The organism is Kribbella sp. NPDC104740, assembly GCF_055583505.1.
This window is the reverse complement of record NZ_JBVJNV010000003.1, coordinates 512,190-538,602: the sequence shown is the minus strand read 5'-3', so window position 1 is coordinate 538,602 and position 26,413 is coordinate 512,190. Positions and strand designations below refer to the sequence as shown.

The window sequence follows — 26,413 nt, the reverse complement described above, 5'->3', positions numbered from 1 at the left end:
GCTTGCGGAGTAAGGCTCATAACTGAGTTGATGGCTGGTAGGGCCAATCGACAGGGGAGAGCACGAATGACCGAGGACCGCACCGAAGAACAGCGCAAGTCGTACCGGCCGATCGACGCGAAGGGGTTCCGGGACGCGATTCCGCGGGGCTGGGGAGCAGTGGATCGGGCGGTGGTGCTGCCTTCGGGGTTGGCGGAAGCGGCCGCGGAGCATCGGCGGAAGCTGGTCAACGCGCTGCCGGGACGGCGGATCGCGCTCGGGGCCGGGCAGGCGCCGGTCCGGTCCAACGACACCGACTACCGGTTCCGCGCCGACAGCGACTTCGTCTGGCTGACCGGCTGCCAGGCCGAGGGTGCCGTGCTGGTGATCTCGGCGGACGGCGACTCGACGCTCTACCTGCGCGAGGCCGCCGGGCCGGACGAGCCCGACTACTTCGCGAACGCGCGCGACGGGGAGCTGTGGATCGGGCCGGTGCCGGGGCTGAAGGACTGGTCGGAGGCATTGCAGATCGCGTGCCGGCCGATCGAGGAGCTGCCGTCCGCCGTACGGGGTGCGGTGCCGTTCATGCTGTCGGTGCCGGGAGTCGAGCCGATGCTGGACGCGCTGGTGCGGACCTCGCGGACCGACGGCGACATCCTGCGGCAGTCGATCTCGGAGCTGCGCCGGATCAAGGACGACTGGGAGCTCGACCAGCTGCGCGAGGCCGTCGAGGCGAGCGTGCAGGGGTTCGCGGACGTCGCGCGGGAGCTGCCGGAGGCCATCCGTGGCGGCGGCGAGCGGTGGCTGGAGGGGACCTTCGACCGGCGGGCCCGGACCGCGGGCAACGGGGTCGGCTACGCGTCGATCGTTGCCGCCGGCAATCACGCGCCGGTGCTGCACTGGGTGCGCAACGACGGCGCCGTACGCGAGGGCGACGTGATCCTGCTGGACGCGGGGGTCGAGACGCGGACGCTGTACACCGCCGACGTGACCCGGACGTTCCCGGCGACCGGTGAGTTCACGGCGGCGCAGCGGCAGGTGTACGACCTGGTGCACCAGGCGCAGCTGGCCGCGCTCGCGGCGGTCACGCCGGGGGCGCCGTACCGGGCCTTCCAGTACGAGGCGATGCGGGTGCTCGTCGAGGGCCTGCGGGACTGGGGCATCGTCGACGTGTCGACCGACGAGGCGCTCGGCCCGGACGGCCAGCAGCACCGCCGGTACGTCGTCTGCGGCCTCGGCCACTTCATCGGCCTCGACGTCCACGACTGCGACGCCGCCCGCCCGGAGACCTACTTCGCCGCGGACCTCGAGGTCGGAATGGCGCTGGCCGTCGAGCCCGGCCTGTACTTCCACCCGCACGACGAAACCGTCCCGCCGGAGCTCCGCGGTATCGGCATCCGGATCGAGGACAACGTCGTGGTGCACGCCGACCGCCTGGAGATCCTCACCGAACCACTCCCGATCACCGCCGACGGGCTCGAGCAGTGGGTCAAGGCGCAGCGACAGTGAGTCGTGAATCAATCACTTAAAAAAATCTGGTCACAGGTAGTAACGCGGGGCCGGTCGGCTCCGATGTAGTCAGCGGGGGAGGGTCGCTTTCGGCTCGGTGCGTGGTGGTGGGGGGCCGCGGCCACGCACCGGCCGGACGGCCCCGAACTTGGGACCCGGGGGGGACCCAGGGGTGGTGAGGCACGGGGGGTACGACGATGAATCTACGGGTGCGCGTTGTGCACTGCGGATGTGCGGGCGACCGGCACTGGTACGCCGACATCGACGACGCGGAGGACCCGCAGCCCGACGACCCGTTCTGGTACGTCGACGGGTGCGCGAGTCAGGCGCAGGCGCTGGAGACGGCCTGCGAGCAGCTGCAGGCCTTGTCCGGCCGGGTGTTCCGGGGGGATCACCTGCTGCGGGTGCTGGACTGAGAACGGACCGAAGCCCCCACCTGATCAGGGTGGGGGCTTCGGCCTGTCAGGTGCTCAGCCGCGGGTCAGCGTGACCCCGTAGTAGTTCGCGGCGTCCACGACCGGCTGGTAGAACGAGTACGAGCCGGTGGCGTTGCCGCCCTGGTTGAAGCCGCAGTCGTGACCGTCGGACGGGCCGCCCGACGTCATGCCCTGCGCGACGGTGCCGGAGATGTACGCACCGCCGGAGTCGCCGCCCTCGGTGCAGACCGTCGACCGGGCCAGACCGCTGGTGCGGGTGACGCTGCCGCCCGCGCCGCCGTAGTTGACGGTCAGGTTGTACTGCTGGATCGTGCCGCAGGTCCAGCCGGTGGTGTTGCCGGCCTTGCAGATGGTCGAGCCGACCGGGGCCTTCGACGAGCCGGTGACCCGGGTGGTCTGACCGTTGCGGTTGTCGATGTAGCCGCGGCCGACGTTGTTGCTGTCGATGTCCATCAGGCCCATGTCGACACTCGGCGAGCCGGTCCGGAAGCGGCTGGCGACGCCGACCCCGAGCCGGACACCGGACCGGTTCTGCACCATCGGGTTGCCCTCGACGCAGTGGCCGGCGCTGAGCATCACGTTGTCGCTGCCGTTGCGGGTGCCGGAGAACCCGAGCGAGCAGTTGGTGCCCGGGACCAGGTCCATGATCTGGCCGCCGATCACGTCCGCGGTCATCGACAGGGTGGTCGTGTTGGTGCTCACGGCAACACCCGGGAGCGCCTTCAACTGCTTGACCAGGGCAACGGTCTTGGCCGACTGCTCACCGGGCTGCAGGATGATCCGCAGCTGGTCGCTCGGTAGGTCGGTGCCGACCTGCTGCACCTGCGTCGAGCCGGACCGGTCGATGATCGCCTGGGCCTTGGTCTGCAGGGCGGTCAGGGCCTTCTCGCCCCGGGCCACGGTCCGCGGGGACAGACCGTTGGTGCGGGCGGTGTCGGCCGCCTGGGTGGTGTGCACGTTGACGACCAGCCGGCGGGCCGAGTCGAAGAACGCGCCGTCCAGGCCGGCACCGGCGCTCTTGGACGCCTTGGTCAGCTGGGCCTGCACGGACTCCAGGGCCGCGGTCTTGGCGTGCTCCGCGTCGAGCCGGGACTTGGCCTCGGTCGCGGAGACTCCCCAGCTCTGGCCGAGGACGGTGTACACGCCGTCGACGGCCTCGGGGAGCGGAGCGCTGCTCGCGGACTGGATCGGCGCCAGGGCGGCGGCGCCGAGTCCGAGCGTCAGAGCGGCGCCGGTGACGGTCTTGCGGAAGTGCCGGGGACGGCGTAGTTCGGGGCGGGGCGGGGAAACAAAGGACATGGTCACATCCGGTTCCTCTGGGTGGCCTTGCCTCACAGGGCCACGGTGAGGGAATCGTGGTGGCTACGGACGATGACCACAAGGGCACCCAGCGTCAGCAAGGGAAAGCCCGCGCCGGTGGGCGCCCGCCCTTCTCACTGGCGACAACTCGTCAGGGGTACCCGCTGGTATCCGGTACGGCGATACCGTATTCACATGCTGACTTCCGTTGTGGGCCCGGTCCTGGTCCCCGGTGACGCCGGGTACGCCGACGAGCTCTCGTTCTTCAACCTGTCCGTCGGGCACCAGCCGCAGGTCGTCGTCGGCGCGACCAGCGCCGCCGACGTCCAGGCCGCGATCCGGCACTCGCACGAGGTGCGTCTGCCGGTCGCCGTCCTCAACACCGGCCACGGCCCGTCGGTGCCCACCCCGGCCGACGCGGTCGCGATCACCACCCGCCGGATGACCGGCCTGACCGTCGACGCCGAGCGCCGCACCGCCCGCGCCGAGGCCGGTGTCCGCTGGGGGCAGGTCGTCGAGGAGGCCGCCGAGGCCGGCCTCGCACCGCTGGCCGGCTCGTCGCCGACCGTCGGCGTCGTCGGCTACACGCTCGGCGGCGGTGTGAGCATCGCGATGGCCCGGATGCTCGGCTACGCCGCCGACCACGTCCGTCGGATCGAGCTGGTCACCGCCGACGCCGAGCTGCGCACGGTCGACGCGACCAGCGAGCCGGACCTGTTCTTCGCCCTGTGCGGCGGCAAGGGCAATTTCGGCGTCGTCACCGCGATCGAGTTCGACCTGTTCCCGATCACCGACCTGTACGCCGGCGCCCTCCTGTACGCCGGGGCCGACGCGCGCGACGTGCTGACGGCGTACCGGCGGTTCACCGCGACCGCGCCGGACGAGGTCACCTCGTCGGTGCTGCTGCTGCGCGCCCCGGACCTGCCGTTCGTCCCCGAGATGATGCGCGGCAAGCTCACCGTCTCGGTCCGGCTCGCGTACGTCGGTACGCCGGACGCCGGCGCCGCCCTGGTCGCCCCGCTGCGCGCCGCGGCGCCAGTGCTGATGGACACCGTCGCGCCGATGCCCGCCGCCGAGATCGCCGGGATCACCAACGACCCGACCGAACCGGGCGCCGCGGTCGAGCACTTCGCGGTCCTGGACGAGCTGAGCGCGGACACCGTCGACGCGGTCCTCGACGTCGTCGGGCCGGACGCCGAGACCGCGATCACGATGGTCAACCTGAGCCACCTCGGCGGTGCGCTCGGTCGGGCGCCGCGGGTGCCGAACGCGGTCCGCCGGGACATCGGGTTCGCGGTCTTCGCGCTGACCGCGGTCGCACCCGACCAGGTCGAGGCGCAGCGCGACGCCGGGCGCGAGCTGATCGACCGGCTGGCGACCGGCCGGCGGCACCCGGGGTACCTGTCCCCGGCCGACGCGTCGGTGGACGCCGTGCGCACGGCGTACGACGAAGCGACGTACCGGCGGCTGCAAGAGGTCAAGACGAAGTACGACCCGGCCAACGTGTTCCGCTTCAACCACAACATCCCGCCCCTCGGCTAGCGGCGGGCCCGCGGCGGCCTGGCCATAAGGTGTCGCCATGCCAGAGCCGCAGCGCAGACGTCGAGCAGGTGGTGCGAAACGGACGGCCGTCCTGGAGGCGGTCGCGACCGTGCTCGCCGACCGTGGGTACGAAGGCACGCGGTTCGCCGACGTGTCCGCGGTCAGCGGAGTCGCGATCAGCACGCTGCAGAACTACTTCGGCTCCCGCGAGGACATGGTCGTCGAGGCGCTCGGCCTGGCCACCGACCGGGAGGTCGAGGCGCTGGAGGCGGTCGCCTCGGCCGAGCCTGACCCGTGGCGGCGGCTGGTCGCGATGACGGACCGCAGTCTGGAGAACCCGACCAGTACGCAGCAGCTGCTGGTCGAGTTCTGGCGGGCGGCGATGCGTGACGACGAGCTGCGCGCGCACAGCCACGAGGTGCTCGCCCGCTACCGGACGCCGTTCCTGGCAGCGGTCACCGAGGGCGTGGTCGAGGGCTCGTTCAGCGACACCTACCGCCCGGCCGACGTGACCGACTTCCTGCTGACCGCGCTGACCGGTGCGATCGTCAGCCGGGCCCTGCGCCAGCCGGCGCCGGACCCGGCCACGTTCCGCGAGGTGCTGCTCGGTCAGCTCGGCGGGATGCTCGGACACGCGGAGCCGCGCGCCGGCAAGGCCAGCGTCACCAGGTAGCGGTCGACCGCCCGCTCGACACAGGGGCTGGTGGTGTAGCTGCCGTGGCCCCAGCCGCGGTAGGTCAGCAGTACGCCGTCCCGCCCGAACTGGCGGGCCACGCTCTTCGCACCGTTGTAGCCGGTCGCCGGATCGTGCAGGCTGTTGACCAGAAGCGCCGGTGTCCGCAGGTCCTGCCGCTGCGGAGTGCGCTGCGGATTGGTTGCCTTCGGCAAACCCAGGCAGGTCGCCACGGCCAGCAGCTGTCCGGGGTAGCGCAGGTCCTCGTTGTCCCGCGCGAGTCGCCGCAGGTGGCCGGCGTACTCGCGGTAGTCGCGGACCGGCAGGTCGAAGTCGTGGCAGAACGTCACGAACGCGAAGCTGGTCAGTCCGGTCGGGACCGGCGGTACGGCGGTCGGCGGCGGGCTCTGGTCCAGCTTGTCGAGCAGGTCGGCCAGTCGGGCCCAGTCGGGTCCGTAGAACGTCCGGAACGTCACGAAGCTCAGCTGGAACGCGTTGATCGGGTACGCCGGGCGCTGTGGGTCCGGCAGGTCACCACGATCGGCTCTGGCGATCAGTCGATCCCACAGGACGTGGATGTCCTGGCCGTGCAGGGAGCAGGTCGTCGCCGTCGTACACCACTTCACGAACTCGTCGAACGAGTCCTGCCCGGCCCATGCCTGCTCGTCGAGGAACTCGCCGGTGGACGCGGGCCCGTGGTCGAACACGCTCTCCAGCACGAGCGCGCGGACCCGCCGCGGGTAGCGCTCGGCGTACTGCTGGCCGAGCAGCGTCCCGTACGAGCTGCCGTGGAAGGAGATCCGGGACTCGCCCAGTGCGGCCCGGATCGCGTCGACGTCGCGGACGGTCTGCAGCATGTCGAGGTGGTCGTAGACCGGGCCGGTGTTCTTCCGGCAGTCTGCTGCGAGCTCGCGGTTGTAGGTGATGGTGTCGTCGAAGTCCTGCTGGCTCTGGAGGATCGGCGACGGCTGGCGGGCGACCAGCGCGGCCGAGCACTTCACGGCGTTGCTCCGGGCGACACCGCGCGGGTCGAAGCTGACGATGTCGAAGCGGTCCTCGAGCTGCCGGCTGAAGCGGCTCATCCCGGTCCGGATCCGGTCGACGCCGGAGTCGCCGGGTCCGCCCGGTCCGAACACCAGTACGCCGACTCGCTGCTGCTGGGCCTTCCGGCGGGCGACCGCGAGCTCGAAGGTGCCTGCGGACGGATGGTTCCAGTCGATCGGGACGGTGAGCGTCGCGCACTCGGAGCCGGGGAGCAGGGCGATCTCCTCCGGTGTGTCGCCCGGCTCGGGCGCGCAGGCCGACCAGCTCAACGGACGCGAGGCGGCTAGCTGGACGGGCGGCTCCGCGGCCGGCTCGGCGGCCGGGGCAGCGGCAGTGGCGGGGACGGTCAGCGTGGCCAGAACGACGGCCAGGGCGGCACACCAAACACTTTGTCTCTTCACGCTTCGATCCTTGGCCGCCCGGACCCTGACCGGCATCCGGCAGCGCCCCCGAGCCGACCCCGGGGTTGGAGCTGCTTGTTAGGGTCACTGGTCTGATGACCGAGACTGTTGCAGCCGTGGACGCGCCGGCTGGTTCCAAGCATGCGACCTGGTTCCGGGTGGTGGCGATCGCCGAGGCGATCTCGTGGACCGGGCTGCTGATCGGGATGCTGTTCAAGTACGTGCTGTCCGACAACGAGATCGGCGTCCAGGTCTTCGGGCCGATCCACGGCGGCATCTTCGTCGCCTACGTGCTGACCGTCGCGGTCGTCCGCAAGCCGCTGCGCTGGAGCTGGCCGACCACGCTGCTGGCGCTGGCGGCAAGCGTTCCCCCGCTGTTCACCTGGTTCTTCGAGCTGTGGGCGGCCCGGACCGACCGCCTGGGCTGACCGCGCCCGGCCGGATTGACGAGTACGGCCGGGCCGCCGTACCGTCGCGATCGTCAGCAGCACCCGCCGTATGAACCCGTGCGGGAGAGACCCAGGCCCGACCTGGGCGCCGTAGGAGCAACTCTCCCCAAGAATCTCTCAGGCACCCTCACCGCACGGGCGAGGCACCTCTGGAAGGCAGCACGCCCAACAGAGCGGGGAGGCACACCGATCGGTCAACGAAGACCGGAAGGAACCTCCAGATGGCGATCAGCGTTTTCGACCTGTTCAGTATCGGGATCGGCCCGTCGAGCTCCCACACCGTGGGACCGATGCGCGCCGCCCGCACCTTCGCCCTCGGCCTCGAGGCCGACGGGCTGCTCGACCGGACCACGGCCGTCGAGTCGCAGCTGTTCGGCTCGCTCGGCGCGACCGGGCACGGGCACGGCAGCAACAAGGCGGTCCTGCTCGGTCTCGAGGGCGAGGACCCCGAGACCGTCGACACCGGCTCGGTCGAGGACCGGGTCGCGGGGATCCGCGCGGCCGGGCGGATCCGGCTGGCCGGCCGGCAGGAGATCGCGTTCGACGAGAACACCCAGCTGGTGATGCACCGCCGCAAGGCGCTGCCCTACCACCCGAACGGGATGACCTTCGTCGCGCGCTCGGCCGACGGCGCCGTACTGCGGGAACGCACCTACTACTCGGTCGGCGGCGGGTTCGTCGTCGACGAGGACGCGGCCGCCGGCGACCGGATCGTGCCGGACCGGACGCCGCTGAAGTACCCGTTCCTGACCGGCGCCGAGCTGCTCGACCGGTGCCGCGAGTCCGGTCTCGCGATCAGCGAGGTGATGCTGCACAACGAGCTGGCCTGGCGCACCGAGCCGGAGATCCGATCCGGCCTGCTGCACATCTGGCAGGTGATGCAGGACTGCGTCGACGAGGGCTGCGAGACCGAGGGCGTGCTGCCCGGCGGCCTCAAGGTCCCGCGCCGCGCGCACGCGCTGCACCAGAAGCTGAGCAGCGACAAGTGGTCGGTCGACCCGCTCAAGGTGATGGACTGGGTGAACCTGTTCGCGCTCGCGGTGAACGAGCAGAACGCCTCCGGCGGCCGGATCGTCACCGCGCCGACGAACGGTGCCGCGGGCATCATTCCCGCTGTCCTGCACTACTACCGGCGGTTCGTCCCGGGCTCGTCCGACGACGGCGCCGTCCGGTTCCTGCTCGCCGCCGGCGCGATCGGCGTGCTCTACAAGGAGAACGCGTCGATCTCCGGCGCCGAGGTCGGCTGCCAGGGCGAGGTCGGGTCGGCCTGCTCGATGGCCGCCGCCGGGTTGTGCGAGGTGCTCGGCGGTACGCCGGAGCAGGTCGAGAACGCGGCCGAGATCGCGATGGAGCACAACCTCGGCCTGACCTGCGACCCGGTCGGCGGGCTGGTCCAGATCCCGTGCATCGAGCGGAACGCGATGGCCTCGGTGAAGGCGATCAACGCGGCCCGGATGGCGATGCACGGGGACGGGGTGCACGTGGTCACGCTGGACAAGGTGATCAAGACGATGCGCGAGACCGGCGCCGACATGAAGATCAAGTACAAGGAGACGTCACGAGGCGGCCTGGCCGTCAACGTGATCGAGTGCTGACGGGTTCCCCACGTGGGCGTTGTGACCGGCGCTGGGCAGCGTGACGACCTGGTCGTGCAGCGCTGACAGCTCGGCGTCGGTGTTCATCGGGTCCAGCTCACCCCGAGCCAGTACGACGTCCGCCTGCGCGTCGCGGAGCAGGCGGGCCATGTTCGGGGCGCCGACGCCGAACGCGCGGGGATCGAGCGCGAGCCGCCAGCGGCCGTCCTGCTCGCGCAGCCCGTGGTCGACGGCGTCGCTCGCGGGGTCGACCAGGCCCTGGAGACCGGAGATCTTCAGGTAGCGCTCGGCGGCGGCGTCGCGGGTGTCGAACCAGGTGACCGGCTTGGCGGCGAGTGCCGCGGTCCGGGCCAGGTCCTCGTCCGACCAGGTGACCTTGACGCCGAGGGCGATCACGCGGTCCACGCGGACGCCGTACCGGCCGCTGGCCAGCTCGAGGGCGATCACACCGCCCAGCGAGTGGCCGATCACGGTGCTGAGGTCGGGCAGGTTCTGGGCGACGGCGGCGGTGATCGACTCGAAGCTGTAGCTGTCGAGCGGGCCGGCGGTGCCGTGGCCGGGGAGGTCGGGGGAGTGGGCGGAAGTGGTCGGCCAGCCGTCCCAGACCCGGCGGGTCGCGCCGAGGCCGTGCAGCAGCAGGATTGTCATGCCGGGCAGTCTTCCCTGCCGGACAGATGACAAAAAGGGTGAAGATCGTTCCAAGACCTGTTTGAAACGTGTGAACACCCGCTACTGTGCCGGAACTGTGAGTCTGTTCTCCGAGGAAGAACAGGCAGCACCGCGCCGGACCCCGCTGAGGAGCAAGAGGGCCCGCCGTACCGCCGCCTGCATCGCCCTGCCCATCGGCCTGTACGCCGCCCTGGCCGTCGCCGGCCTGCTACCGCTGCCCGGTGGCGGGGACCCCGACGCGGTCAACCCGGTCGCAGGCCTCCCGGCCGTGGACCCGGCCGACCAGCGCTACCCGTACGTCGACGGCGACCCGCGCAGCCCGGTCGTCACGCCTACGCTCGCGCCCTCCACCGAGCCGTGGGGCGTCGGCCGCGGCGACGTCCAGCGCGAGGACCCGAGCGGCACCCACGCCGGCCGCCCGACCCCGGGCGCGCCGACGACGGTCCCGGCCGAGGACCCGAATCGGCGGCCGCTGCCGACGATCACCGCGCGGCCACCGGTCGTACCGACCCCGACGCCGACGGTCGAGCCGACCTCCGGTACGCCGTCGGACACGCCGTCGCCGTCGCCGACGCCGACCGAGACGCCGTCCGACCCGCCGGACGGAGATCCCGAGCCGGACCCGAACCTCGCCGACCGGCTGTTCGGCTGGCTGGACGAACTGGTCCCGTAGCTCGCCGCTCGCCGCCCCCAGACCGGCGCTCGGCTACCAGGCGACCGGGCCCTGTGCGCTCAGGTACTTGCCGGTCGGCCCGTCCTTCCCGACCGTCGCCGCCCGGACGATGATCGCCGCGCCCTCCTCGACGGTCTGCGTCCCGCGGTGCCCGTTGAAGTCGGTCGCGGTGTAGCCGGGGTCGACCGTGTTGATCCGCAGCTCCGGCAGCAGGTAGGCGAACTGCGCGGTCAGCATGTTCAGCGCCGCCTTCGACGCCGCGTAGCCCGGTGCCGGGATCCACGACTCGACCGGCGACTCGCCCTCGAACGGGACTCCGGTGATCGACCCGAGCCCGCTGCTCACGTTCACGACCACCGGGTTATCGCTCGCACCGAGCAGCGGCAGGAACTCGTGCAGCACCTGCGCGGCGCCGAACACGTTCGTCTCGAAGACCGTCCGGAGCGTCTCCGCCGTCACCTCCCGGGCGGTCGACGGATGCCCCGGGATCCCGGCGCTGTTCAGGTGCCCGGGGATGCCCGCGTTGTTCACCAGGACGTCGAGCCGCCCCTCCTCGGCCTCGATCTGCCCGGCCGCGGCGCGGATCGACGCCGGGTCGGTCACGTCGAGCTGGACGGTCCGCGCGCCCAGCTCCTCAGCAGCCCGGCGCCCCTTCCCGGGGTCGCGCGCCCCGACGTACACGAGGTGGCCGAGGGCAACGAGTTCGCGGGCGGCCTGGTAGCCGAGGCTCTTGTTCGCCCCGGTGATCAGTGTGATGGTCATGTCTCGACCCTGGCCGGGACCGCGCCGGACAGGCAGTACCCGCGACAGCCTGGGGAACGGCAGTACCAGGCTGTACTCCGGCGACAGCGCGATACTGGACAGGTGTCCGAGTTCGGCAAGACCCTGCACGCGTGGCGCGACCGGGTCAGCCCGGCCGAGGCCGGCCTGCCCGCGAACGGCGTACGGCGGGCGCCCGGGCTGCGGCGCGAGGAGCTCGCGATGCTCGCCGGGCTGTCGGTCGACTACGTCGTACGGCTGGAGCAGGGCCGGTCGTCGGCGCCGTCGCCGCAGGTCCTGACCGCGCTGGCCCGCGCACTGCGGCTCGGTGACGCCGAGCGCGACCACCTGTTCGTCCTGGCCGGTCAGGCGCCGCCCGCGCCCGGGCGGATCTCGGCGTACATCCCGCCCGGTGTGCAGCGGCTGGTCGACCAGCTCGAGGGTGCGCCGCTGAGTGTGTCCGACGCGTCCTGGACGATCATCAGCTGGAACTCGCTGTGGGCCGCGATGCTCGGCGACCCGTCCGCGCTGCGCGGCCGGCAGCGCAACCTGATCTGGCGGCGCTTCGCCGGCGACCCCGACTCCTTGGCGGGGTACGGCCGGGTTCGCCAGACCCCCGAGCAGGCCGAGCGGTTCAAGATCGCGCTGGTCACCGATCTGCGCGCGGCCGTCACCCGCTACCCCAAGGACACCGAGCTGCACGCCATGGTCGCCGACCTGCGCGCGCTCAGCGCCGAGTTCGCGACCGCGTGGGACGACCACCAGATCGGTTTCCACGGCACCGACCACAAGACGGTCGAGCATCCTGAGCTCGGCCCGATCCTGCTCGACTGCGACGTCCTCACGGTCCCGGGCAGCGACCTGCGGATCGTCGTCTACACGGCTCCGCCGAACTCGGAGGCCGCGGAGAAACTCAGGCTCCTGTCGGTCCTGGGGCTGCAGTCGCTCTAGCGCTGCCCTGCAGCAAGATGTGCGCGACCAGGCCCGGGGCGTCGTTCATCGGGACGTGGCCGCAGCCGGCCAGCGAGACGATCCGGGCCTGCGGGATCTGGTGGTGGGCGCGGATCACCTGGCTGCGCGGGAGGATCCGGTCGTGGGTTCCCCACGCGATCGTGACCGGTACGCCGGGGACGTCGCCCTCGAACACCGTGCCGCGGCGCGCGTAGGCGGCGACCCGGTCGAACGCCGGGCCGTCGCGGAGCGCCAGGCTCTCGGCGTACACGGCCTCGGGGGTGCGTTGCGCGGGGTGGTGGTAGATCATCCCGGTCATCACGCGGCGGCCGGCCGGCGTACGGGCCATCCGGCGGAGGGTCGGCTCGGGGGTGCGCTGGGTGACCCGGCGCATGCCGGTCAGCACGTTGAGAGCCCAGGTCCGCTGCCGCGGCGTCCAGAACCCCGCGGGCGAGAGGGCGGTCACCGACCGCACGAGCCCGAGCTGCCCGAGCCGCAGCGCGACCATCCCGCCCATCGAGTTCCCCGCGACGTGCGGCCGCTCGATCCCCAGCTCCCGGCAGAACGCTTCCAGCACCGCCGCGAACGTGTCCAGCTCGTCCGGCAGCCCCGCCGGCACATCAGGCGACTCCCCGAACCCCGGAAAGTCGATCGCCACCACGTCCCGCTTCCCCGCCAGCCGCTCCACGACCGGCGCCCAGGCCTGCCGATGGTGCCCGATCCCGTGCAGCAACAGAAGCGGCGGCCCCGACCCCTGCCGGTCGTACGCGACCTGCACACCCTCGAACCCGTCCACCGTGAGGCTCGCCGTTGCGTTCATACCTCCATCGTGACACGACCGATGTCACATAGCTGGCCAAGCCTGTACGTGTGTTAGCGTTGGTACATGTCGATGAAGCGGACCAACGTGTACGCGGACCCCGAAGATCTCGCCCTGATCAAGCAGGCCGCTGAGCGTCGTGGCGTGCCCGAGGCCGAGATCATCCGGGAAGGGATCCACCTGGCCGCGATGGCGAACCGGGTCTGGGACGAGCCGCTCGACTGGCCGACCTTCGACGGGCCCGGCTGGGCGGCCGACAAGGACGAGGTCCGCTCCGCGGTCGTACGGCGTACCGACGACCGGTGATCGTTGTCGCCGACACCTCCGGCATCATCGCGGCGTTCGACCGCAACGCTCCCGAGAGCAGCGACTGTCGCAAGGTCCTGCAGGAGGCGGGGACGGTGATCCTGTCGCCGCTCGTGCTCGCCGAAGTGGACCACCTGGCGCGAGCCCGGCTCGGCCCGGCAGCCCGGACCACGATCCTCGGGCTGCTGATGGACCAGGTGCGCAGGATGCGCTTCCAGGTCCCCGAGATCGGCACGGAGGTGCTGGACGTCGCGACGTCGATCATGCGCCGGTACGAAGCTCTCGATCTGGACCTGGCGGACGCGGTGGCGGTCGCGCTCACGGCGGAGTACCGGACCGACTGTCTGCTGACGCTGGACCGGCGCGACTTCCGCGCCATCCGTCCGCTCACTCCGCACGCCGCCTTCCGCCTGCTGCCTGACGACCTGTAGGGCGTGTCTCCCAATTCCCGCCTACTGCGCGGCACTCGGCACGGCACCTCGGAGCACTGGAGCAAAGGCCACGATGGAAAAACATCGAGGCCTTCACTCCAGCACTCCGAGCTACCGCACCGAGCACCTGCTCGCTACGGCGGGAATCGGGAGACACGCCCTCAGAACGCGTCCACGTCGCTGGTCGAGGCGTTGCCGAGGGCGGTGGGCTGGAGGTCGATCTTCCAGCCCTCGTTGCGGCCGAAGCCGTCGTCGAACTTGGAGAACGAGCAGCCGGCGCTGAACTGGCGGCGCTGTGGGTTCCAGTCGGTGCCGCTCTTGAAGTAGACGTGGTACTTGCCGCCGATCCGGTTGATGGTGGCGGTCTTGCGGGCCTGGACGTAGACCATCAGGTGCGGCGCGGTCGGCGGTTTGCCGTCGGTGACGATCGAGACCGCGACGTCCTCGGCGGTGCCGTTGGTGACCTGGAGACGGCCGGAGCCGCGGGCGCCGGAGCGGACCAGGACGTCGCCGTTCGACGGGCGCTGACCGGTCGGCGCCGGGCCGACGTCGGGCAGCGTGGTGCCGAACTTCAGGCCGAAGCGGCCGAGCGGTGCGATCGCGCCGGTCAGGTCGGCGGTCAGTTTCCGTTGCACGGTCTGCGAGGTGTAGACGACGCCGCCGCACTTGGCGTTCGTGTCGACGTCGTCGGACTGCGGCCCGGTCAGCGACGCGGCGGCGGCGCGGAGCCGGGTCTGCAGCGTCTTGTGCGCGGCCGCGATGTTCGGCTGGACCTTGAGCAGCGCCAGCTCGGCGGCGGTCGCGTTCAGCGACTCGGCGAGCGTGTCCATCGCGTCGGCAAGATTGTCAGCGCTCTTCGCACCGGTCAGCCCGCGGACGTCGGTGGCGAGCTGCTGGTCGAGCTTGGTGAGCTGAGCCTGGTACTGCGCGCCCGTCAGCGGCCCGGCCGGTTTCGGCGGCGGAGCAGGCGCAGCCGTCGTCGTACTGCTCGTCGCCACCGGCGACGGCTCGGCGTCGGGCGCCGCGGTGTCACCGCAGGCTGCCGCCGTACCGATCAGTGCCACCCCGAGCACCACAGAGACCAGCTTGTTCATCTGTCCCGCCCCCAGGCCCCTAGAACCCCTCGAGACTCAAGCGTAGGGGGCGCACGGGTCGTCGTGCATCAGCTCCGCGGCGCGGGACGCACGAACGGGAAGGCCAGCGTGGCCCGGATGTTCTGCCCGGTCAGCATCATCACGATCCGGTCGACGCCCAGCCCGAGCCCGCCGGTCGGCGGCAGCGCGTACTCCAGCGCGGCCAGGAAGTCCTCGTCGAGCGACATCGCCTCGGGGTCGCCCGCGGCGGCCTTCAGCGACTGCTCGGTCAGCCGGCGGCGCTGCTCGACCGGGTCCACCAGTTCCGAGTACGCCGTACCGATCTCGGCGCCGAACGCCACCAGGTCCCAGCGCTCGGCCAGCCGCGGGTCGGTGCGGTGCACGCGGGTCAGCGGCGAGGTCTCGAGCGGGAAGTCGGTGTAGAAGGTCGGCAGCATCGTGCGCGGCTCGACCAACTCGTCGTACAGCTCGAGGATCAGCTCGCCCGCCGACAGCTCGAAGCCCGCCTTGACGCCGTGCTTCGCGCAGATCGCGCGCAGGTGCGTGACCGGTGTCGAGGAGTCGAGCTCGACGCCCGTCGCCCGGCTGACGGCGTCGTGCACGGTGACGACCGGCCAGTCGCCCGAGATGTCGAGCTCCTCACCGTCGCGCTGCACGACCGGCTTGCCGAACACCGCGGTCGCCGCCTCCAGCACCAACTCGCGGGTCAGCTCGCGCATCACGTGGTAGTCGGCGTACGGCTGGTAGGCCTCGACCGACGTGAACTCCGGGTTGTGCGTCGCGTCCGCGCCCTCGTTGCGGAAGTTGCGGTTCAGCTCGAAGATCTTGCCGAGGCCGCCGACGCCGAGCCGCTTCAGGAACAGTTCGGGCGCGATCCGCAGGAACAGCTCGGTGTCGTAGGCGTTGATGTGGGTGACGAACGGCCGCGCGTTCGCGCCGCCGTGCACGGCTTGCAGCATCGGCGTCTCGACCTCGGTGAAGCCGCGCGCCTCGAACCCCTGCCGCAACGCCCGTACGGCGGTACTCCGGTACTGCAGCATCCGCAGCGACTCCGGATTCATCACCAGGTCGAGGTGCCGCTGCCGGACCCGCGCCTCCGGATCGGTGAACCCCTTGCGCTTGTCCGGCAACGGGTGCAGGCACTTGGCCGCCATCGTCCACTCGGTCGCCGCGACCGACAGCTCGCCGCGGCGACTCGTCACGACCTCGCCGGTGACGCTGACGTGGTCGCCGATGTCGACCCAGCGGTTCCAGTTCTTCGGGCTGCCGGTGAGCATCACCTGCAGCTGGGTCAGCCCGTCCTGCAGTTCGGCGAAGGCCAGGCCGCCGTGATTGCGCAGCCGGACGACGCGGCCGGTGACCGAGACGTGGTGACCGGTGCGGTGGTCGGGCGGCAGGTTCTGGTGCAGCGCGCGGATGCGTTCCAGGGTTTCGGTCCGGGGGACCGTGACCGGGTACGGGTCGATGCCTGCGGCAACCATCTCGGCGAGTTTGTTGCGTCGTACGCGTTCCTGCTCGGTGAGCTTACGGTCCGGCAGCGCGGGCCGGAGCAGTTCGTTCTCCAGGTCCCTGACGGTGTCGGCGAACTCGCCGCTGTCACCGACCGCGATCGCGTGCCGGTCCGTGCTGGTGCTGGCGTCGACCCGGGTCCACGGCCGCGGCGCGGGCAGGAAGCCCTCGGCGGTCCCGGCCGCGAGCAGGACCGAGGCGAGCGAGGCGCCGCGCGAGTAGCAGATCAAGCGCGGCGACCAGCGCGGCAGGTACTTCTCGTTGGACTGGTAGAGACTCTCCAGCTGCCAGAAGCGCGACGCCGCGGTCAGCAGCGCGTTGGTCAGCCGCAGTACCGGGCCCGCGCCGACCCGCTCGGCGTCGCTGAAGATCTCCCGGAACATCGCGAAGTTCAGCGAGATCCGGTGTACGCCGAGGTCGCCGCAGGCGTCGACCAGCGAGGCGACCATGAACTCCATCAGCCCGTTGACCGACTCCGGATCGCGCCGCATCAGGTCGAGCGACACCCCCCGCACACCCCACGGCGCGAACGACAGCAACCCCCGTACGACGCCCTCGGCGTCCCGCGCGACCACCATCACGCAGCGCGCGTCGGCGGTGTCGCCGAGCCGGCCGAGCGCCATCGAGAAGCCGCGCTCGGTCCTGGCCCCGCGCCACTTCTCCGCCAGTTCGACGTACTGGGCGAGGTCGGCGTCGGGCAGGTCGCCGTGCCGCACGACCTGCGCGTGGTACCCGGCGCGCTGCGCGCGGGTGACGGCCTGCCGGACCGGTCGCATCGTCCGGCCCTCGAGAGTGAAGTCGGCGACGTCGATGATCGCCTCGTCGCCCATCGCCAGCGCGCGCAGCCCGGCGTCGACGTACGCGTGCGCCGCCTCCTCGCTCGCCGACAGGACGGCCGGCGACCAGCCGTACGTGCGGGTCTCGGTCAGCCAGGTCCGGATCGCGGCCGGCCAGGCCGCCGGGTCGCCGAGCGGGTCGCCGCTGGCCAGGCTGACGCCGTTCACCACCCGGTACGCGATCGCGGCGTCGCGGTCGGGGGAGAAGACGACGGCCTTGTCGCGCCGGGTCGCGAAGTAGCCGAGGCTGTCGCGTTCGCCGTACTGGAGCAGGAGGCGGCGGACCTCGAGCTCCTCGGGCTGGCTCAGGTAGCGGACCCGGCGAACCGAGCGGAGGAAGATCCAGAACGCGATCACCAGCGTCGCGGCGGACAGGAAGCCGACGGTCAGCGCGACCCAGGCGTGGCCCTCGTGCCCGGAGCCCATCCGCGCGCGGCTCTGCCCGAACGCGGAGAACACCGCCCAGCCGATCTTCTCCCGCTGCCCCTGCAGAGTGCGCGGGAAGACCTGGGTGAGCGTGACGCTGACCGCGATCGAGATCAGCAGCCCCGACACCATCACGCCGATCGCGAGCCGCCGGCTACCGGGCGCGAGCCGGGCCGGGAAGCTGTCCCGGATCTTCCACAGCAGCACGATCATCAGGATCGGGACCACCACCCGGGCGATCCCGAGCTCCAGGTCCTCGTACGACGCCCGCCCGAACTCGGCGATCAGGTCCGGGTCGTTCGGGTTCGCGATCTGCACGCTGATGAAGCCGAGCGCGGCGATCGAGGTGAGCAGCGTCAGGCCCTCGAAGACCCACAGCACCCAGAGCAGCGCGGCCCGCTTGCCGCGCAGCAGCGCACTGCCGACGACCGCCAGGTAGACCGCGGACAGGAACGTGTGCCCGGCCGGGATCCCGGCGAAGTCGATGACACCCTCGACGTGCCTGACCACCTCGGGGGCGATCAGGTGCAGCGGCACCGCGACGAACGACCAGACGGCCGCCGTGACGACGACCCGGCCGACCCATACCGCCGCCCGTTGCTGCCACTTCGGTACGGCCTGCTGCCCTGACACGCAGTGATCATCCCACTGCGAGCTCCCCGATCAGCGGTTGAGCCACCAGATCGACGCGTTGAGCGCGGCGGCGAACGTCGTCCAGGCCCAGTAAGGGAGAAGCATCAGGGTGGCGGGCCGGCTGACCTTGCGGAAGGTGATCACGGTCCAGGCGATCGCCGCCCAGAGCAGCACGATCTCGATCAGCGCGAGGCCGGCGGCGTTCGCGCCGAAGAAGAGTGGGGTCCAGATCGCGTTGAGGACCAGCTGTACGGCGTACGGGATGAGCTCTCGGGACCAGCCGGTCTTGCGCCAGACCAGCCAGCCGCTGACGGCGATCGTCAGGTAGAGCACGGTCCAGACCGGTCCGAACAGCCAGCTCGGCGGGGCCCAGGCGGGTTGCTGCAGCTCGGCGTACTGCTCGGTGGTGCCCTGGACGCCCAGGGCGCCGATCAGCGCAGCGGCGGCTACTGCTGCGATGTTGATGGCCAGTGCGGCCGCGCTGCGGACTGGGCGGTGCTCGGTCCAGGTGCTCATACCTGGACCAGTGCCCGTGGCTATGCGGTGGTGGTCAGCGCCGGTGTCGGGAGCTTGCGCTGCCACACCTCGTCCAGCGCCATCCGCATGGCACCAGTGACCACCGCGTCCTCAGCCAGCGCGGACAGCTCCAGCTTCGGGTGGTTGAGCGTCAGCAGCCGCAGCTGGTCGGAGATCGCGTCCAGCAGGACCGCACCGGCCCGGGCGACACCTCCGCCGATGACCACGGCAGTGGGGTCCAGCACCAGTACGGCGGGCGCCAGCGCCCGAGCGAAGTCGCGGGCGACCTGCTGCACGACGGCCTGCGCCACCGGGTCGCGCTCAGCGGCCGCGGCGAACACGTCAGCCGTGTCGAGCTGGTCGCGGCCGAGCTCGGCCAGCCGGGACTCCGGGTTGTCGAGCACGGCCTGCCGGCCCAGCGCGGCGATCGCCTCGGAGCCCACAGCCCGCTCCAGCGGTCCGCGGCTGTCCTCCGGGTTGATCACGTCGTCGGGAGCGGTGGCGATGAACCCGATCTCACCGGCCGCACCCGTACCCCGGTGCAGCCGCCCGTCGATCACGATGCCGGCACCGAGCCGCTCACCCCACTGCACGGCCAGCAGCGTGCCGGTACCGCCCCGGGCCGCGGCGATCGCCAGAGCTGCCAGGTTCGCGTCGTTGTCGAGCATGACCGGGCAGTCGAGCAGGGAGCGCACGTGCTTGACCAGGTCGATCGAGGACCAGCCCGGCACCGACGGGACCAGCTGGACCCGCCCGGTGTGCTCGTCCACGATGCCCGGGCTCGCCGCGACCGCCGCCGCGACGTCCTCGGCGGGCACCTCCGCCTCGGCCAGCGCCTCGGTGATCACCTCGCTGATGACCCCGAGCAGCTCCTGAGCCGTCCAGCCCGGGCCGGACCGGCGTACGAGGGAGAGCTTGCGGCCGGCCAGGTCGGAGACGCCCACGGTGACCCGGTGCGGCCCGACGTCGAGCCCGAGCACCGGCGCCGCCCGCCCACGCAACGACACCCGGATCGCCGGCCGCCCCAGCGACCGGTCCGCCGAGTCCGGCCCGTGCTGCTGCAGCCAGCCCGCGTCGAGCAGTTCGTCCACGGCCTGCGCGACCGTGGGCCTGGCCAGCCCGGTCCGCTCGACCAGCTCTGCCACCCGCAGCGGTGCGGGCGCCGAGCGCCGGACAGCGTCCAGCACCGCAGCGACGTTGATCCGCCGCAGCATCGTCGTACCGCCGCCGCCGACCGTTCCCTTGCTCATGTCCGACCCCTTGCCTGCCACTCGCCCATCCTATATAGAAAGCGAGCGTTCATAAATTATCCAGCGGAATGCCGCGCGCCGCTCGTCCCCGGCGTGGGCGGTTCACCCGGGTCCGTGCCTCGACAACTATCACTGTCCGGCGCCAACACGCCCGAGCACACGCGCACCACCCGGGATCAGTCCTGCAACACCGTCCGCGCAAAACTACTCAGCGCCTCCCGATCCGGCTGCCGGGTCTTCGTCATCAAACTCGCCACGTGCTTCTCCACGGTACGGGGAGAGATGTGCAGACGCGACGCGATCGACTTGTTCCCGATGCGGTCGACGAGGAGCAGACAGACCTCGTACTCGCGGGTGGTGATGCCCAGCTGGCGGAGGTGCGCGGGGACTTGATCGGAGCCGGTGCGGCGCTGGGAGACGGTCGCGCCCATCTGGCGGAGCAGGCTCCGGCACGCACTGGCCACCGGCTGGACGTCGGCTGTGTGGAAGTAGTCCTCAGCCTGCCGAAGCCAGGCCACTGGATCTCCCCAGCCGTCGGCGGAGGCGGGTTCAGCGGTCAGCCGGAGCCCGAGGTGTTGTGCCATCGGGTAGATGGACGACGTCTCCAGCGCCGCGGCGGCAGTGGCGTTAGCTTCGGCGACCCGGCCGTCCCGGCCGAACAGGATCGCTTGGGACCACTGCACGAACTGCTTGTTCCACCGCATCCCACTGGCCGCGGTCGCCGTCACCGCGTCGTAGTGCGCCCACCCGTTCCGCCCCACCAGGACGCCGAGCAGGAGGCCGAGCCCGTGCTTGCCGGACATGTGGAACGTGGTCGGGTTCTGGGCGTCGTACGCGAGCGCCTGCGCCATCTCCGAGTCGGCGAGCACCCGGTTCTCCTCCAGCAGCGCGCAGAAGGTGCGAGCCAGGCCGTAGGACAGCGGCAGTTCGTGCGACGCGCGTTCCCCGTACGCCGCCAGCTCCGCGAGCGTTTCCTCCATCTCGGCCCGCCGTCCCTGATGCCCGGCCAGCACGGCCTTGGTGACCAGCACGTACGGCGCTCCGCGGCTCAGCTTGAGTCGCCGGGTGACCTCCAGGCACTCCTCGATCATCGTCGCGGCCTTCGCGTACTCGGACCGGAAGATCGCCTGCTGGCCGAGCACGCCGTCGACCTCGTACGCGCTGGGGATGGCGCCGATCCGCAAGGCCTGCTGACGGGCTCGTTCCAGCTCGGCCACGTCGCCGTCGCGCAAGCACATCGATCCGGCCTGGAAGATGTGCGAAGTGACCCGCTGGACCCCCATGTTGTTCTCGGCGGCGACCTGCCGGGCCCGGCGGAAGTACTCGATCGACTGCTCGAGGTCGTGCTCCCGGGCGAGGATGCCGAGCAACTGCCAGGCGTCGACGGCGACCGCGGGCAGGTTCGCGCGCTCGGCTGCCTCGGCTGCGCGGGTGGCCAGCTCGGCCGCCGACTTCAGTCGGCCCGGACTGGTCCTGGCCAGCTCCAGCGCCGCCGCCATCGCGTCGAGCGGCGCCAGGTCGGCGTCGTCCGCGTCCGCGCCGAGCAACGAGCGCGCAGTCGCAACGTGCGTGGACGCCGACGTCCAGCGGCCGGCCATGTGCTCGACGCCCGCGAGCTGGACGTGCAGCGCGGCGACCTTGCGGTGGTCGAGGTTCTGGTTGGCCAGCTCGTCGATCACCTCGGGCCGGGCCGCCGGATGATCGAACTGGCCGGTTTCACCGAGGGCCAGCAGCAGTGCGCCGAGCACCTCGGCGCGGTACTGGATGTCGGCGTCGCCGGCGAGCAGCTTGATGGCCCGGTCGAGCAGATTCACCGCGGTGCCCATCGACCCCTCGTCGAAGGACCGGCGGCCGGTCTCGGCGAACAGGCGCCCGGCCCGGCCCTTGTCGCCACCGACCTCGGCCAGCTCGGCGACCATCGGAGACCACTCGCCGGGAAGTCCTGGGTGCAGTGACTCGATCGCGACGACCAGCCGGCGAGCCAGCGACGCACGCTCGGTCGGGTTGAGGCCCGCCAGCAGCGCCTCTGCGGTGAGCGGGTGCCGGAACGCGTACCAGTCGGGCACCGGTTCGTCCGGACCGACCAGCTGGGCGGCCAGACCTGCCCGCAAAGTGGCGAGCAGTTGCCGCTCGTCGATACCGCTGGCTTGCCGGACGACGCTGAGCGGAAAGCGGTGGCCGATGACCGCCGCCAGGACGAGCAGCTCACGGGACTGGGGACCCAGCTTGTCGGTTCGGCTGCTGATGCTGCGGACGACCGCGGCCGGAACGGTCATCCTCAGGTCGTCGACGACCTGAACGCTGCCGTCGTTGCCCGAGAGGAGCTGACCGGAGCGGCTGGCTTCCTGGAGCAGTTCCTCGACGATGAACGGAATGCCGGCGCTGTCCGACCACAGTCGGTCGGCCAACTGATCGGGCACAGCGTCCGGTGCGACACCCAGTCGTGTTGCAGCCAGCTGCTGTACTTCGGAGCGGTTGAGCGGGCCCAGTTCCAGGACGTCCGCCGTGCCGCGCTGATCGGCCAGTCGAGCCAGCTCGACCGCCGGGCATCGCTCGGAACGGACAGTGGCGATCAACGCGATCGGCTGGTCCTCGAGGTTGTCGAGCAGGTACTCGATCACGGCGAGCGTCTCGGGATCCGCGCCGTGCAGGTCCTCCAGCACCAGCAGACAGCCCCGCTCGCGGCCGACCAGTCCGAGCAGCCGCAGCACCGCCTCGCCCAGCACGATCGCGGACGTGGCGGTCTCCTGCGCGTCGCCGTCGTCCCACTCCGGGATCAGCCGGCCGAGAACCCGGCGGTAGTGACCGAGGCTCTCCGGTGTGGGCATCTCGCCCCGCCGGATCAGCGACAGCAGCGCCTCCGCGAACGGGCGAAAGGCGACCGTCGTACCGATCGCCCCGACCCGTCCGCGCAACGTGACCATGCCGTGGTCGAGGCCCGCTGTGGTGCCCACCGCCGCCAGCCGGCTCTTGCCGATCCCCGGCTCACCGACCAGGAAAACGGCAGCCCCGCGCCCGTTGCGTGCGTCGGACAGCAGACGGTCGAGATGACTGATCTCCCCGTCTCTGCCGACCACTCCAGGCGCATGGGTCCGCATGCCAGCAAACTCTAAACGCCGAGTGGTCTCATCGCAGCGGGATCGGCCGGTCGAACTGCTCGACCGATCCCGCTGCGTCAAACGCTTGCTGGAACAGTCACTGAGTGACGTCACCGAGGGTGGTGTTGGTTGTGCAGTGGTCCAGGACGGCGTGCACGGCGACCGCGGCGACGCTGGCGGTGCCGACGAGTGCGAGTGCCCGGGACCCGATCCGGCTGCGCTTCGGCAACGTGATCGGGCCGAGCGGATCGGTGCTGTCGGGCGAAAGGGCAGGTCGGGGTTCGTCGTTGTTGTGCTGAGCGGTCATCGCTTCTCCTCGGGTGGTGGGCCGGTCGCGGTCGCGGCGGGCCCGGTCAGGTTCTGCCCGGTGAGGCAGGCCTGTGGTGGCTCGGATCAGTGGGGATCCTGGATCGAAGTGTGGGTGGTGCATTCGGTCAGGGCGTGGACCGCCATCGCGGCCACGCTGGCGGCGCCGACCAGTGCGAGTGCTCGCGCACCGGCCCGGCTGCGCCCGGGCATCGTGATCGGACCGATCGGGTCTGGATCGACGAGTCCGGACTCGGCCGGGACGGGGTCGTCGATCGGGTGCTGGGCGGTCATCTGGTTCCCCTGTCGGACGTGCCGGCGCGGTGCTGTGATGGATATCGTCGGCCGGCGGTTGGTTCTGGCAGCAGTACGGAGGGGACTCGGTCGTGGAAGCCGAGCCGGACCAGGCTGTAGCCGATTCCCGCCAGTCCGGTCAGGAGACCGGAGGAGGCGACTGCTCGTGGCGTACCGCAGCGCGGCCCGTACTGCTCTACTACTGCGAGCACCAGCCCAGCCCGGCGGCGCCGGGCTGCCTCTGCGGCAGGGTGATCGCGTTCGGCGAGCCACACCAGTGGCTCGACCGCGCCGAGCTCGCCGTGGCACAAACTCAAGTCGGCGAGGATCGGACGTTCGGTGGCGGTGCGCAGGTACTGGTCGATCGAGGTCGCTGCTCCGGCGCTGAGTCGAGCCAGAGCGGTACCTGCATCTCCTGAGCACCAGCCGGGGTGGCTTGTTCCCGACGTGTCCAGGTCGAGGGCCGCAAGCGCTGCGGCGTGGTAGCGATCGCCTGGTACGCCGTACTGCCCGAGGGCCCAGGCGACCCCCGCATAGCCGCGGCTGAAGCCGGCCGCGGTTGCGGGACCGCCTGCCTGCACCGCGGTCGCCAGCTCGTCGGCGTACCTGGTGGCCAGTCGTTCGGCGGCGGCGACGCCGGGCATGGACAGCACCGCTGCCAGACCACCTGCGGCCCCTTCGCCGAACGAGGGGAACTCGTCGGCTGCGGGCTGAACGCTCTCCATCAGATCCAGGCACTGGTTGCGCCACTTGGCGAGGTCGGAATCGTCCAGCAGTTCGCTCAGCCGGTTCAAGCCGTGGCTGATCCCGCCGAGTCCGTGATAGCCGGGACCGACGATCCGCGCGGTCTCGGGGTCGGCCGCGAGCACTTCCAGGACCTGCGGGATCGGGCGGATCGCGTCCCGCGCCAGTTCGCAGTACTTGTCGGCGCCGGTGAGCGCTCCGATCTGGGCCAGGAACAAGGCCGTTCCGGTGTACCCGTTGGACAAGCCGGCGCCCATCGGGAGCACGGCCCAGTGGTGGTCGTCGAGGAGTTCGAGGCCGAGCCAGTTGGCCGGACCGCCGCTGTCGCCGTGGACGTGGGCCATGATCTCGTCGGCGATGTCGGTCGCTGCCGCCAGCAACCGCTTCGGGTCGGGCTCCGCCACCCCCAGGCCGGGGCGAGTCGTCGTACCGGCGTGCACGACCGGTTCCGGACGAGTCGCCAGGCACGCCGAGATCAGCCACTTCTGCCGGTGCTGGTCGAGTTCGCTCATCGCCGCGATCTTGGCCTCCACCGCGGCCAGCCCCTGGCAAGCCAGGAAGTCAGGGACGCGGGTGCCGTCCGCGGTCCAGACGTCGCGGCTGCCCGGCCGGGTGCTGAACAGCGGGATGTCGCCGTCCCACAACTCACGCAGTTCGTGGGGGACCAGCGCCTGCTGGCTGTCGTCGGTGACCCAGAGCAGGTCCAGCAGCTGACCGCGACCGTCCGCGTTCCGCAGTGCGTCCGGGTGGGTGGCTTCGTCGAGCAGCGTCGCGTAGGTGTTGGTCGGCCGGGACAGATAGCGGATCTCGTCCTGGGCACATCGGGACAACAGTCCTTCGGGGCCGAGCAGTTCGTCGCGGTGCCAGGCAATCGCTTCGTACGCGGTCCGGAACCCGGTGAGTACGGCGACCTCGTGGTCGCGGGGCTCGGCCGCCACGCCGTTGAGCTCGGGGCGGTTCTGGCCGACCCTCGCGAGACCGGGACGTCGTACCAGGTGCATGGAGTCGAGGCCGGGATCGGCCCAGTCGACCCGGCTGTTCGGTGTGGTGGTGCCTTCGTCGCCGCCGAAGCCCGACATGTCCGCCACTCCGTGCTCGCCACTGATCAGCAAGGGCAGAAGGGCCGTTCTGAAGACCGAGCTCAGCAGCGCCGCGTGCGCTGGGTCCTCGGCGAGTGCTCCGCTGGGAACGATGCTCGGATGGAACAACGTCTCGATGTCGACCAGGACCGGCTGGTCGGCGCAGGCGATCACGTTCTCGTAGTGCATGTCCGTGCCGTCGAGCACGTAGAGCAGGGCGAGCAGGGCGCCCTGCCGCTGGTAGAAACGGTGCACTCCGGTGAGATCGGCGCACTCGGTGTGCGGGATGTGCTCGAGCCATCCGTAGCCGGTGCGCGGGAGGACTTCGGCTGTCCGCAGGCCCAGGTCGGTCTTGCTGTTGAGCCAGGCGACGATCTCGTTGAAGTGCTGGTGAAGCTCCAGGGGCCGGGGCTTGTAGATCACCTGGCGACCGTCGGCGAAGGTGAGGGTTGCCGTACATCGTCCGCCTCGATGGGGATCACCGCCGGGGGAGACGCCGACGAGGGCTCCGGGGGCCTCACCACCGAGCAGCCCAGTGATCAGCTCGCGGTCCTCGGCGAGGCGGGCCAGTAGTTCGAGGTGGCCCTCGACGGACTGTCGGCACGCCTCGCCCAGGACCCGGGCCAGTACCGGGTACTCGGCCAGGAGGTCCGCCAGCTCGCTCCCTCCAACGAGCCGGTGGGTGAAGTCGGTGAAACGTTCGGCTGAGGTGGCGCCGGTCAGGTCGCCGCGTTTGCGGGCCCGGGAGAGTTCCAGGACCAGGGTGCGGGCGGCCAGTTTGACCAGGCGCAGTCCCAGCCGGTGCAGGAACTGCTCGGTGACGTCGCCGGGGTGACCGGCGGTGGTCAGGTCGGTGCGGGCGGTGACCAGTAGGGGGTGAAGGCAACGGATCAGGGCTTGTTGCCAGTCGCCCTCGGCCGGTGGCGGTACAGACCGAAACTCCAGGCTGCGTTCCACGTACGCCGCCCACGCGGGCTTCGCCGCGCCTTGCTCGTGCGGACCGAGCCCCGCTGACCACCAGGCTTTCGGCTGGTCGGTCGGAGGCGCTCCGGTGGTCGCTGAGTCGAGCACGCCGACAGCGTGGCAGCAGG

At 71.1% G+C, this 26,413-nt stretch carries 23 protein-coding genes and 1 riboswitch; of the genes, 10 read left to right on the top strand and 13 right to left on the bottom strand.

The window, feature by feature from the left end; genetic code table 11:
* Window positions 1–66 precede the first annotated feature (66 nt).
* Both ACZ6Z4_RS18640 and ACZ6Z4_RS18635 read left to right on the top strand, forming a co-directional pair.
* Window positions 67–1,488 carry an aminopeptidase P family protein gene (locus ACZ6Z4_RS18640; protein ID WP_465565397.1) on the top strand — a complete coding sequence of 474 codons (1,422 nt, stop codon included), beginning with the start codon at window positions 67–69 and terminating at the stop codon, window positions 1,486–1,488.
* A 197-nt stretch (window positions 1,489–1,685) separates the two neighbouring features.
* On the top strand, window positions 1,686–1,904 hold the full coding sequence (locus ACZ6Z4_RS18635) for a hypothetical protein (RefSeq protein WP_465565394.1): 219 nt from the start codon (window positions 1,686–1,688) through the stop codon (window positions 1,902–1,904).
* 54 nt (window positions 1,905–1,958) lie between these two features.
* On the opposite strand, the gene ACZ6Z4_RS18630 is transcribed toward ACZ6Z4_RS18635, so the two are convergent.
* Window positions 1,959–3,224 carry a S1 family peptidase gene (locus ACZ6Z4_RS18630; protein WP_465565391.1) on the bottom strand — a complete coding sequence of 422 codons (1,266 nt, stop codon included), beginning with the start codon at window positions 3,222–3,224 and terminating at the stop codon, window positions 1,959–1,961.
* Window positions 3,225–3,419: 195 nt separating this feature from the next.
* On the opposite strand from ACZ6Z4_RS18630, the gene ACZ6Z4_RS18625 reads away from it, so the two are divergent.
* A complete protein-coding gene (locus ACZ6Z4_RS18625) occupies window positions 3,420–4,766 on the top strand; it encodes an FAD-binding protein (protein WP_465565387.1) in 1,347 nt (448 codons plus the stop codon).
* Window positions 4,767–4,803: 37 nt separating this feature from the next.
* The gene (locus tag ACZ6Z4_RS18620) at window positions 4,804–5,439 is read left to right on the top strand and encodes a TetR/AcrR family transcriptional regulator (protein ID WP_465565383.1); all 636 of its coding nucleotides are present in this window, start codon (window positions 4,804–4,806) and stop codon (window positions 5,437–5,439) included.
* On the opposite strand, the gene ACZ6Z4_RS18615 is transcribed toward ACZ6Z4_RS18620, so the two are convergent.
* On the bottom strand, window positions 5,376–6,884 hold the full coding sequence (locus ACZ6Z4_RS18615; protein ID WP_465565380.1) for an alpha/beta hydrolase: 1,509 nt from the start codon (window positions 6,882–6,884) through the stop codon (window positions 5,376–5,378). The two genes, ACZ6Z4_RS18620 and ACZ6Z4_RS18615, sit on opposite strands and share 64 nt — an antisense overlap.
* A 95-nt stretch (window positions 6,885–6,979) precedes the next feature.
* On the opposite strand from ACZ6Z4_RS18615, the gene ACZ6Z4_RS18610 reads away from it, so the two are divergent.
* Both ACZ6Z4_RS18610 and ACZ6Z4_RS18605 read left to right on the top strand, forming a co-directional pair.
* Window positions 6,980–7,312, top strand: a complete 333-nt coding sequence (locus tag ACZ6Z4_RS18610) for a DUF3817 domain-containing protein (protein ID WP_465565377.1) — start codon at window positions 6,980–6,982, stop codon at window positions 7,310–7,312.
* Between the two features lie 71 nt (window positions 7,313–7,383).
* Window positions 7,384–7,476, top strand: a riboswitch (glycine riboswitch).
* A gap of 78 nt (window positions 7,477–7,554) precedes the next feature.
* Entirely contained in the window at window positions 7,555–8,928 is a 1,374-nt protein-coding gene (locus tag ACZ6Z4_RS18605; RefSeq protein ID WP_465565373.1) for an L-serine ammonia-lyase, read from the top strand.
* On the opposite strand, the gene ACZ6Z4_RS18600 is transcribed toward ACZ6Z4_RS18605, so the two are convergent.
* The gene (locus ACZ6Z4_RS18600; protein WP_465565370.1) at window positions 8,890–9,576 is read right to left on the bottom strand and encodes an alpha/beta fold hydrolase; all 687 of its coding nucleotides are present in this window, start codon (window positions 9,574–9,576) and stop codon (window positions 8,890–8,892) included. The genes ACZ6Z4_RS18605 and ACZ6Z4_RS18600 overlap by 39 nt on opposite strands.
* 97 nt (window positions 9,577–9,673) lie before the next feature.
* Between ACZ6Z4_RS18600 and ACZ6Z4_RS18595 the strand changes: the two genes are divergently transcribed.
* Complete coding sequence (locus ACZ6Z4_RS18595) at window positions 9,674–10,270, top strand: hypothetical protein (protein WP_465565367.1); 597 nt, start codon at window positions 9,674–9,676, stop codon at window positions 10,268–10,270.
* A 33-nt stretch (window positions 10,271–10,303) separates the two neighbouring features.
* Here the strand turns inward: ACZ6Z4_RS18595 and ACZ6Z4_RS18590 are convergent, their stop codons facing one another.
* A complete protein-coding gene (locus ACZ6Z4_RS18590) occupies window positions 10,304–11,032 on the bottom strand; it encodes an SDR family NAD(P)-dependent oxidoreductase (RefSeq protein ID WP_465565364.1) in 729 nt (242 codons plus the stop codon).
* 102 nt (window positions 11,033–11,134) lie between these two features.
* On the opposite strand from ACZ6Z4_RS18590, the gene ACZ6Z4_RS18585 reads away from it, so the two are divergent.
* The gene (locus ACZ6Z4_RS18585; RefSeq protein WP_465565361.1) at window positions 11,135–11,980 is read left to right on the top strand and encodes a helix-turn-helix transcriptional regulator; all 846 of its coding nucleotides are present in this window, start codon (window positions 11,135–11,137) and stop codon (window positions 11,978–11,980) included.
* Here the strand turns inward: ACZ6Z4_RS18585 and ACZ6Z4_RS18580 are convergent.
* Window positions 11,943–12,800, bottom strand: coding sequence for an alpha/beta fold hydrolase (locus ACZ6Z4_RS18580; RefSeq protein WP_465565358.1), 858 nt, complete (start codon window positions 12,798–12,800; stop codon window positions 11,943–11,945). The two genes, ACZ6Z4_RS18585 and ACZ6Z4_RS18580, sit on opposite strands and share 38 nt — an antisense overlap.
* A 66-nt stretch (window positions 12,801–12,866) precedes the next feature.
* Between ACZ6Z4_RS18580 and ACZ6Z4_RS18575 the strand changes: the two genes are divergently transcribed.
* Window positions 12,867–13,106, top strand: a complete 240-nt coding sequence (locus ACZ6Z4_RS18575) for a ribbon-helix-helix domain-containing protein (RefSeq protein ID WP_460649072.1) — start codon at window positions 12,867–12,869, stop codon at window positions 13,104–13,106.
* On the top strand, window positions 13,103–13,537 hold the full coding sequence (locus ACZ6Z4_RS18570; RefSeq protein ID WP_465565353.1) for a type II toxin-antitoxin system VapC family toxin: 435 nt from the start codon (window positions 13,103–13,105) through the stop codon (window positions 13,535–13,537). Before ACZ6Z4_RS18575 ends, ACZ6Z4_RS18570 begins: the two co-directional genes overlap by 4 nt.
* A gap of 161 nt (window positions 13,538–13,698) precedes the next feature.
* Here the strand turns inward: ACZ6Z4_RS18570 and ACZ6Z4_RS18565 are convergent, their stop codons facing one another.
* The 8 genes from ACZ6Z4_RS18565 to ACZ6Z4_RS18530 form a co-directional block, all read right to left on the bottom strand.
* Window positions 13,699–14,631, bottom strand: a complete 933-nt coding sequence (locus ACZ6Z4_RS18565) for a hypothetical protein (RefSeq protein WP_465565350.1) — start codon at window positions 14,629–14,631, stop codon at window positions 13,699–13,701.
* Window positions 14,632–14,699: 68 nt separating this feature from the next.
* Window positions 14,700–18,035 carry a bifunctional lysylphosphatidylglycerol synthetase/lysine--tRNA ligase LysX gene (lysX, locus tag ACZ6Z4_RS18560; RefSeq protein ID WP_465565347.1) on the bottom strand — a complete coding sequence of 1,112 codons (3,336 nt, stop codon included), beginning with the start codon at window positions 18,033–18,035 and terminating at the stop codon, window positions 14,700–14,702.
* Window positions 18,036–18,065: 30 nt separating this feature from the next.
* The gene (locus ACZ6Z4_RS18555) at window positions 18,066–18,551 is read right to left on the bottom strand and encodes a TspO/MBR family protein (protein WP_465565342.1); all 486 of its coding nucleotides are present in this window, start codon (window positions 18,549–18,551) and stop codon (window positions 18,066–18,068) included.
* Window positions 18,552–18,571: 20 nt separating this feature from the next.
* Window positions 18,572–19,801: an ROK family transcriptional regulator gene (locus tag ACZ6Z4_RS18550; protein ID WP_363671764.1), complete on the bottom strand. Its 1,230-nt coding sequence runs from the start codon at window positions 19,799–19,801 to the stop codon at window positions 18,572–18,574.
* A 176-nt stretch (window positions 19,802–19,977) separates the two neighbouring features.
* A complete protein-coding gene (locus ACZ6Z4_RS18545) occupies window positions 19,978–22,899 on the bottom strand; it encodes a helix-turn-helix transcriptional regulator (protein ID WP_465565338.1) in 2,922 nt (973 codons plus the stop codon).
* Between the two features lie 97 nt (window positions 22,900–22,996).
* On the bottom strand, window positions 22,997–23,206 hold the full coding sequence (locus ACZ6Z4_RS18540; RefSeq protein WP_465565335.1) for a hypothetical protein: 210 nt from the start codon (window positions 23,204–23,206) through the stop codon (window positions 22,997–22,999).
* Window positions 23,207–23,292: 86 nt separating this feature from the next.
* A complete protein-coding gene (locus ACZ6Z4_RS18535) occupies window positions 23,293–23,499 on the bottom strand; it encodes a hypothetical protein (RefSeq protein WP_465565332.1) in 207 nt (68 codons plus the stop codon).
* Complete coding sequence (locus ACZ6Z4_RS18530; RefSeq protein WP_465565328.1) at window positions 23,496–26,393, bottom strand: type 2 lanthipeptide synthetase LanM family protein; 2,898 nt, start codon at window positions 26,391–26,393, stop codon at window positions 23,496–23,498. Before ACZ6Z4_RS18530 ends, ACZ6Z4_RS18535 begins: the two co-directional genes overlap by 4 nt.
* Window positions 26,394–26,413: the final 20 nt, after the last annotated feature.

What these genes read in the sequence shown, in the direction of transcription:
- ACZ6Z4_RS18545 (WP_465565338.1), bottom strand. Translation starts at nt 22,899, where the DNA reads ATGCGGACCCATGCGCCTGGAGTGGTCGGCAGAGACGGGGAGATCAGT.
- ACZ6Z4_RS18625 (WP_465565387.1), top strand. Translation starts at nt 3,420, where the DNA reads ATGCTGACTTCCGTTGTGGGCCCGGTCCTGGTCCCCGGTGACGCCGGG.
- ACZ6Z4_RS18640 (WP_465565397.1), top strand. Translation starts at nt 67, where the DNA reads ATGACCGAGGACCGCACCGAAGAACAGCGCAAGTCGTACCGGCCGATC.
- ACZ6Z4_RS18605 (WP_465565373.1), top strand. Translation starts at nt 7,555, where the DNA reads ATGGCGATCAGCGTTTTCGACCTGTTCAGTATCGGGATCGGCCCGTCG.
- ACZ6Z4_RS18550 (WP_363671764.1), bottom strand. Translation starts at nt 19,801, where the DNA reads ATGAGCAAGGGAACGGTCGGCGGCGGCGGTACGACGATGCTGCGGCGG.
- ACZ6Z4_RS18575 (WP_460649072.1), top strand. Translation starts at nt 12,867, where the DNA reads ATGTCGATGAAGCGGACCAACGTGTACGCGGACCCCGAAGATCTCGCC.
- ACZ6Z4_RS18610 (WP_465565377.1), top strand. Translation starts at nt 6,980, where the DNA reads ATGACCGAGACTGTTGCAGCCGTGGACGCGCCGGCTGGTTCCAAGCAT.
- ACZ6Z4_RS18535 (WP_465565332.1), bottom strand. Translation starts at nt 23,499, where the DNA reads ATGACCGCCCAGCACCCGATCGACGACCCCGTCCCGGCCGAGTCCGGA.
- ACZ6Z4_RS18630 (WP_465565391.1), bottom strand. Translation starts at nt 3,224, where the DNA reads ATGTCCTTTGTTTCCCCGCCCCGCCCCGAACTACGCCGTCCCCGGCAC.
- ACZ6Z4_RS18590 (WP_465565364.1), bottom strand. Translation starts at nt 11,032, where the DNA reads ATGACCATCACACTGATCACCGGGGCGAACAAGAGCCTCGGCTACCAG.
- ACZ6Z4_RS18555 (WP_465565342.1), bottom strand. Translation starts at nt 18,551, where the DNA reads ATGAGCACCTGGACCGAGCACCGCCCAGTCCGCAGCGCGGCCGCACTG.
- ACZ6Z4_RS18600 (WP_465565370.1), bottom strand. Translation starts at nt 9,576, where the DNA reads ATGACAATCCTGCTGCTGCACGGCCTCGGCGCGACCCGCCGGGTCTGG.
- ACZ6Z4_RS18620 (WP_465565383.1), top strand. Translation starts at nt 4,804, where the DNA reads ATGCCAGAGCCGCAGCGCAGACGTCGAGCAGGTGGTGCGAAACGGACG.
- ACZ6Z4_RS18580 (WP_465565358.1), bottom strand. Translation starts at nt 12,800, where the DNA reads ATGAACGCAACGGCGAGCCTCACGGTGGACGGGTTCGAGGGTGTGCAG.
- ACZ6Z4_RS18565 (WP_465565350.1), bottom strand. Translation starts at nt 14,631, where the DNA reads ATGAACAAGCTGGTCTCTGTGGTGCTCGGGGTGGCACTGATCGGTACG.
- ACZ6Z4_RS18540 (WP_465565335.1), bottom strand. Translation starts at nt 23,206, where the DNA reads ATGACCGCTCAGCACAACAACGACGAACCCCGACCTGCCCTTTCGCCC.
- ACZ6Z4_RS18635 (WP_465565394.1), top strand. Translation starts at nt 1,686, where the DNA reads ATGAATCTACGGGTGCGCGTTGTGCACTGCGGATGTGCGGGCGACCGG.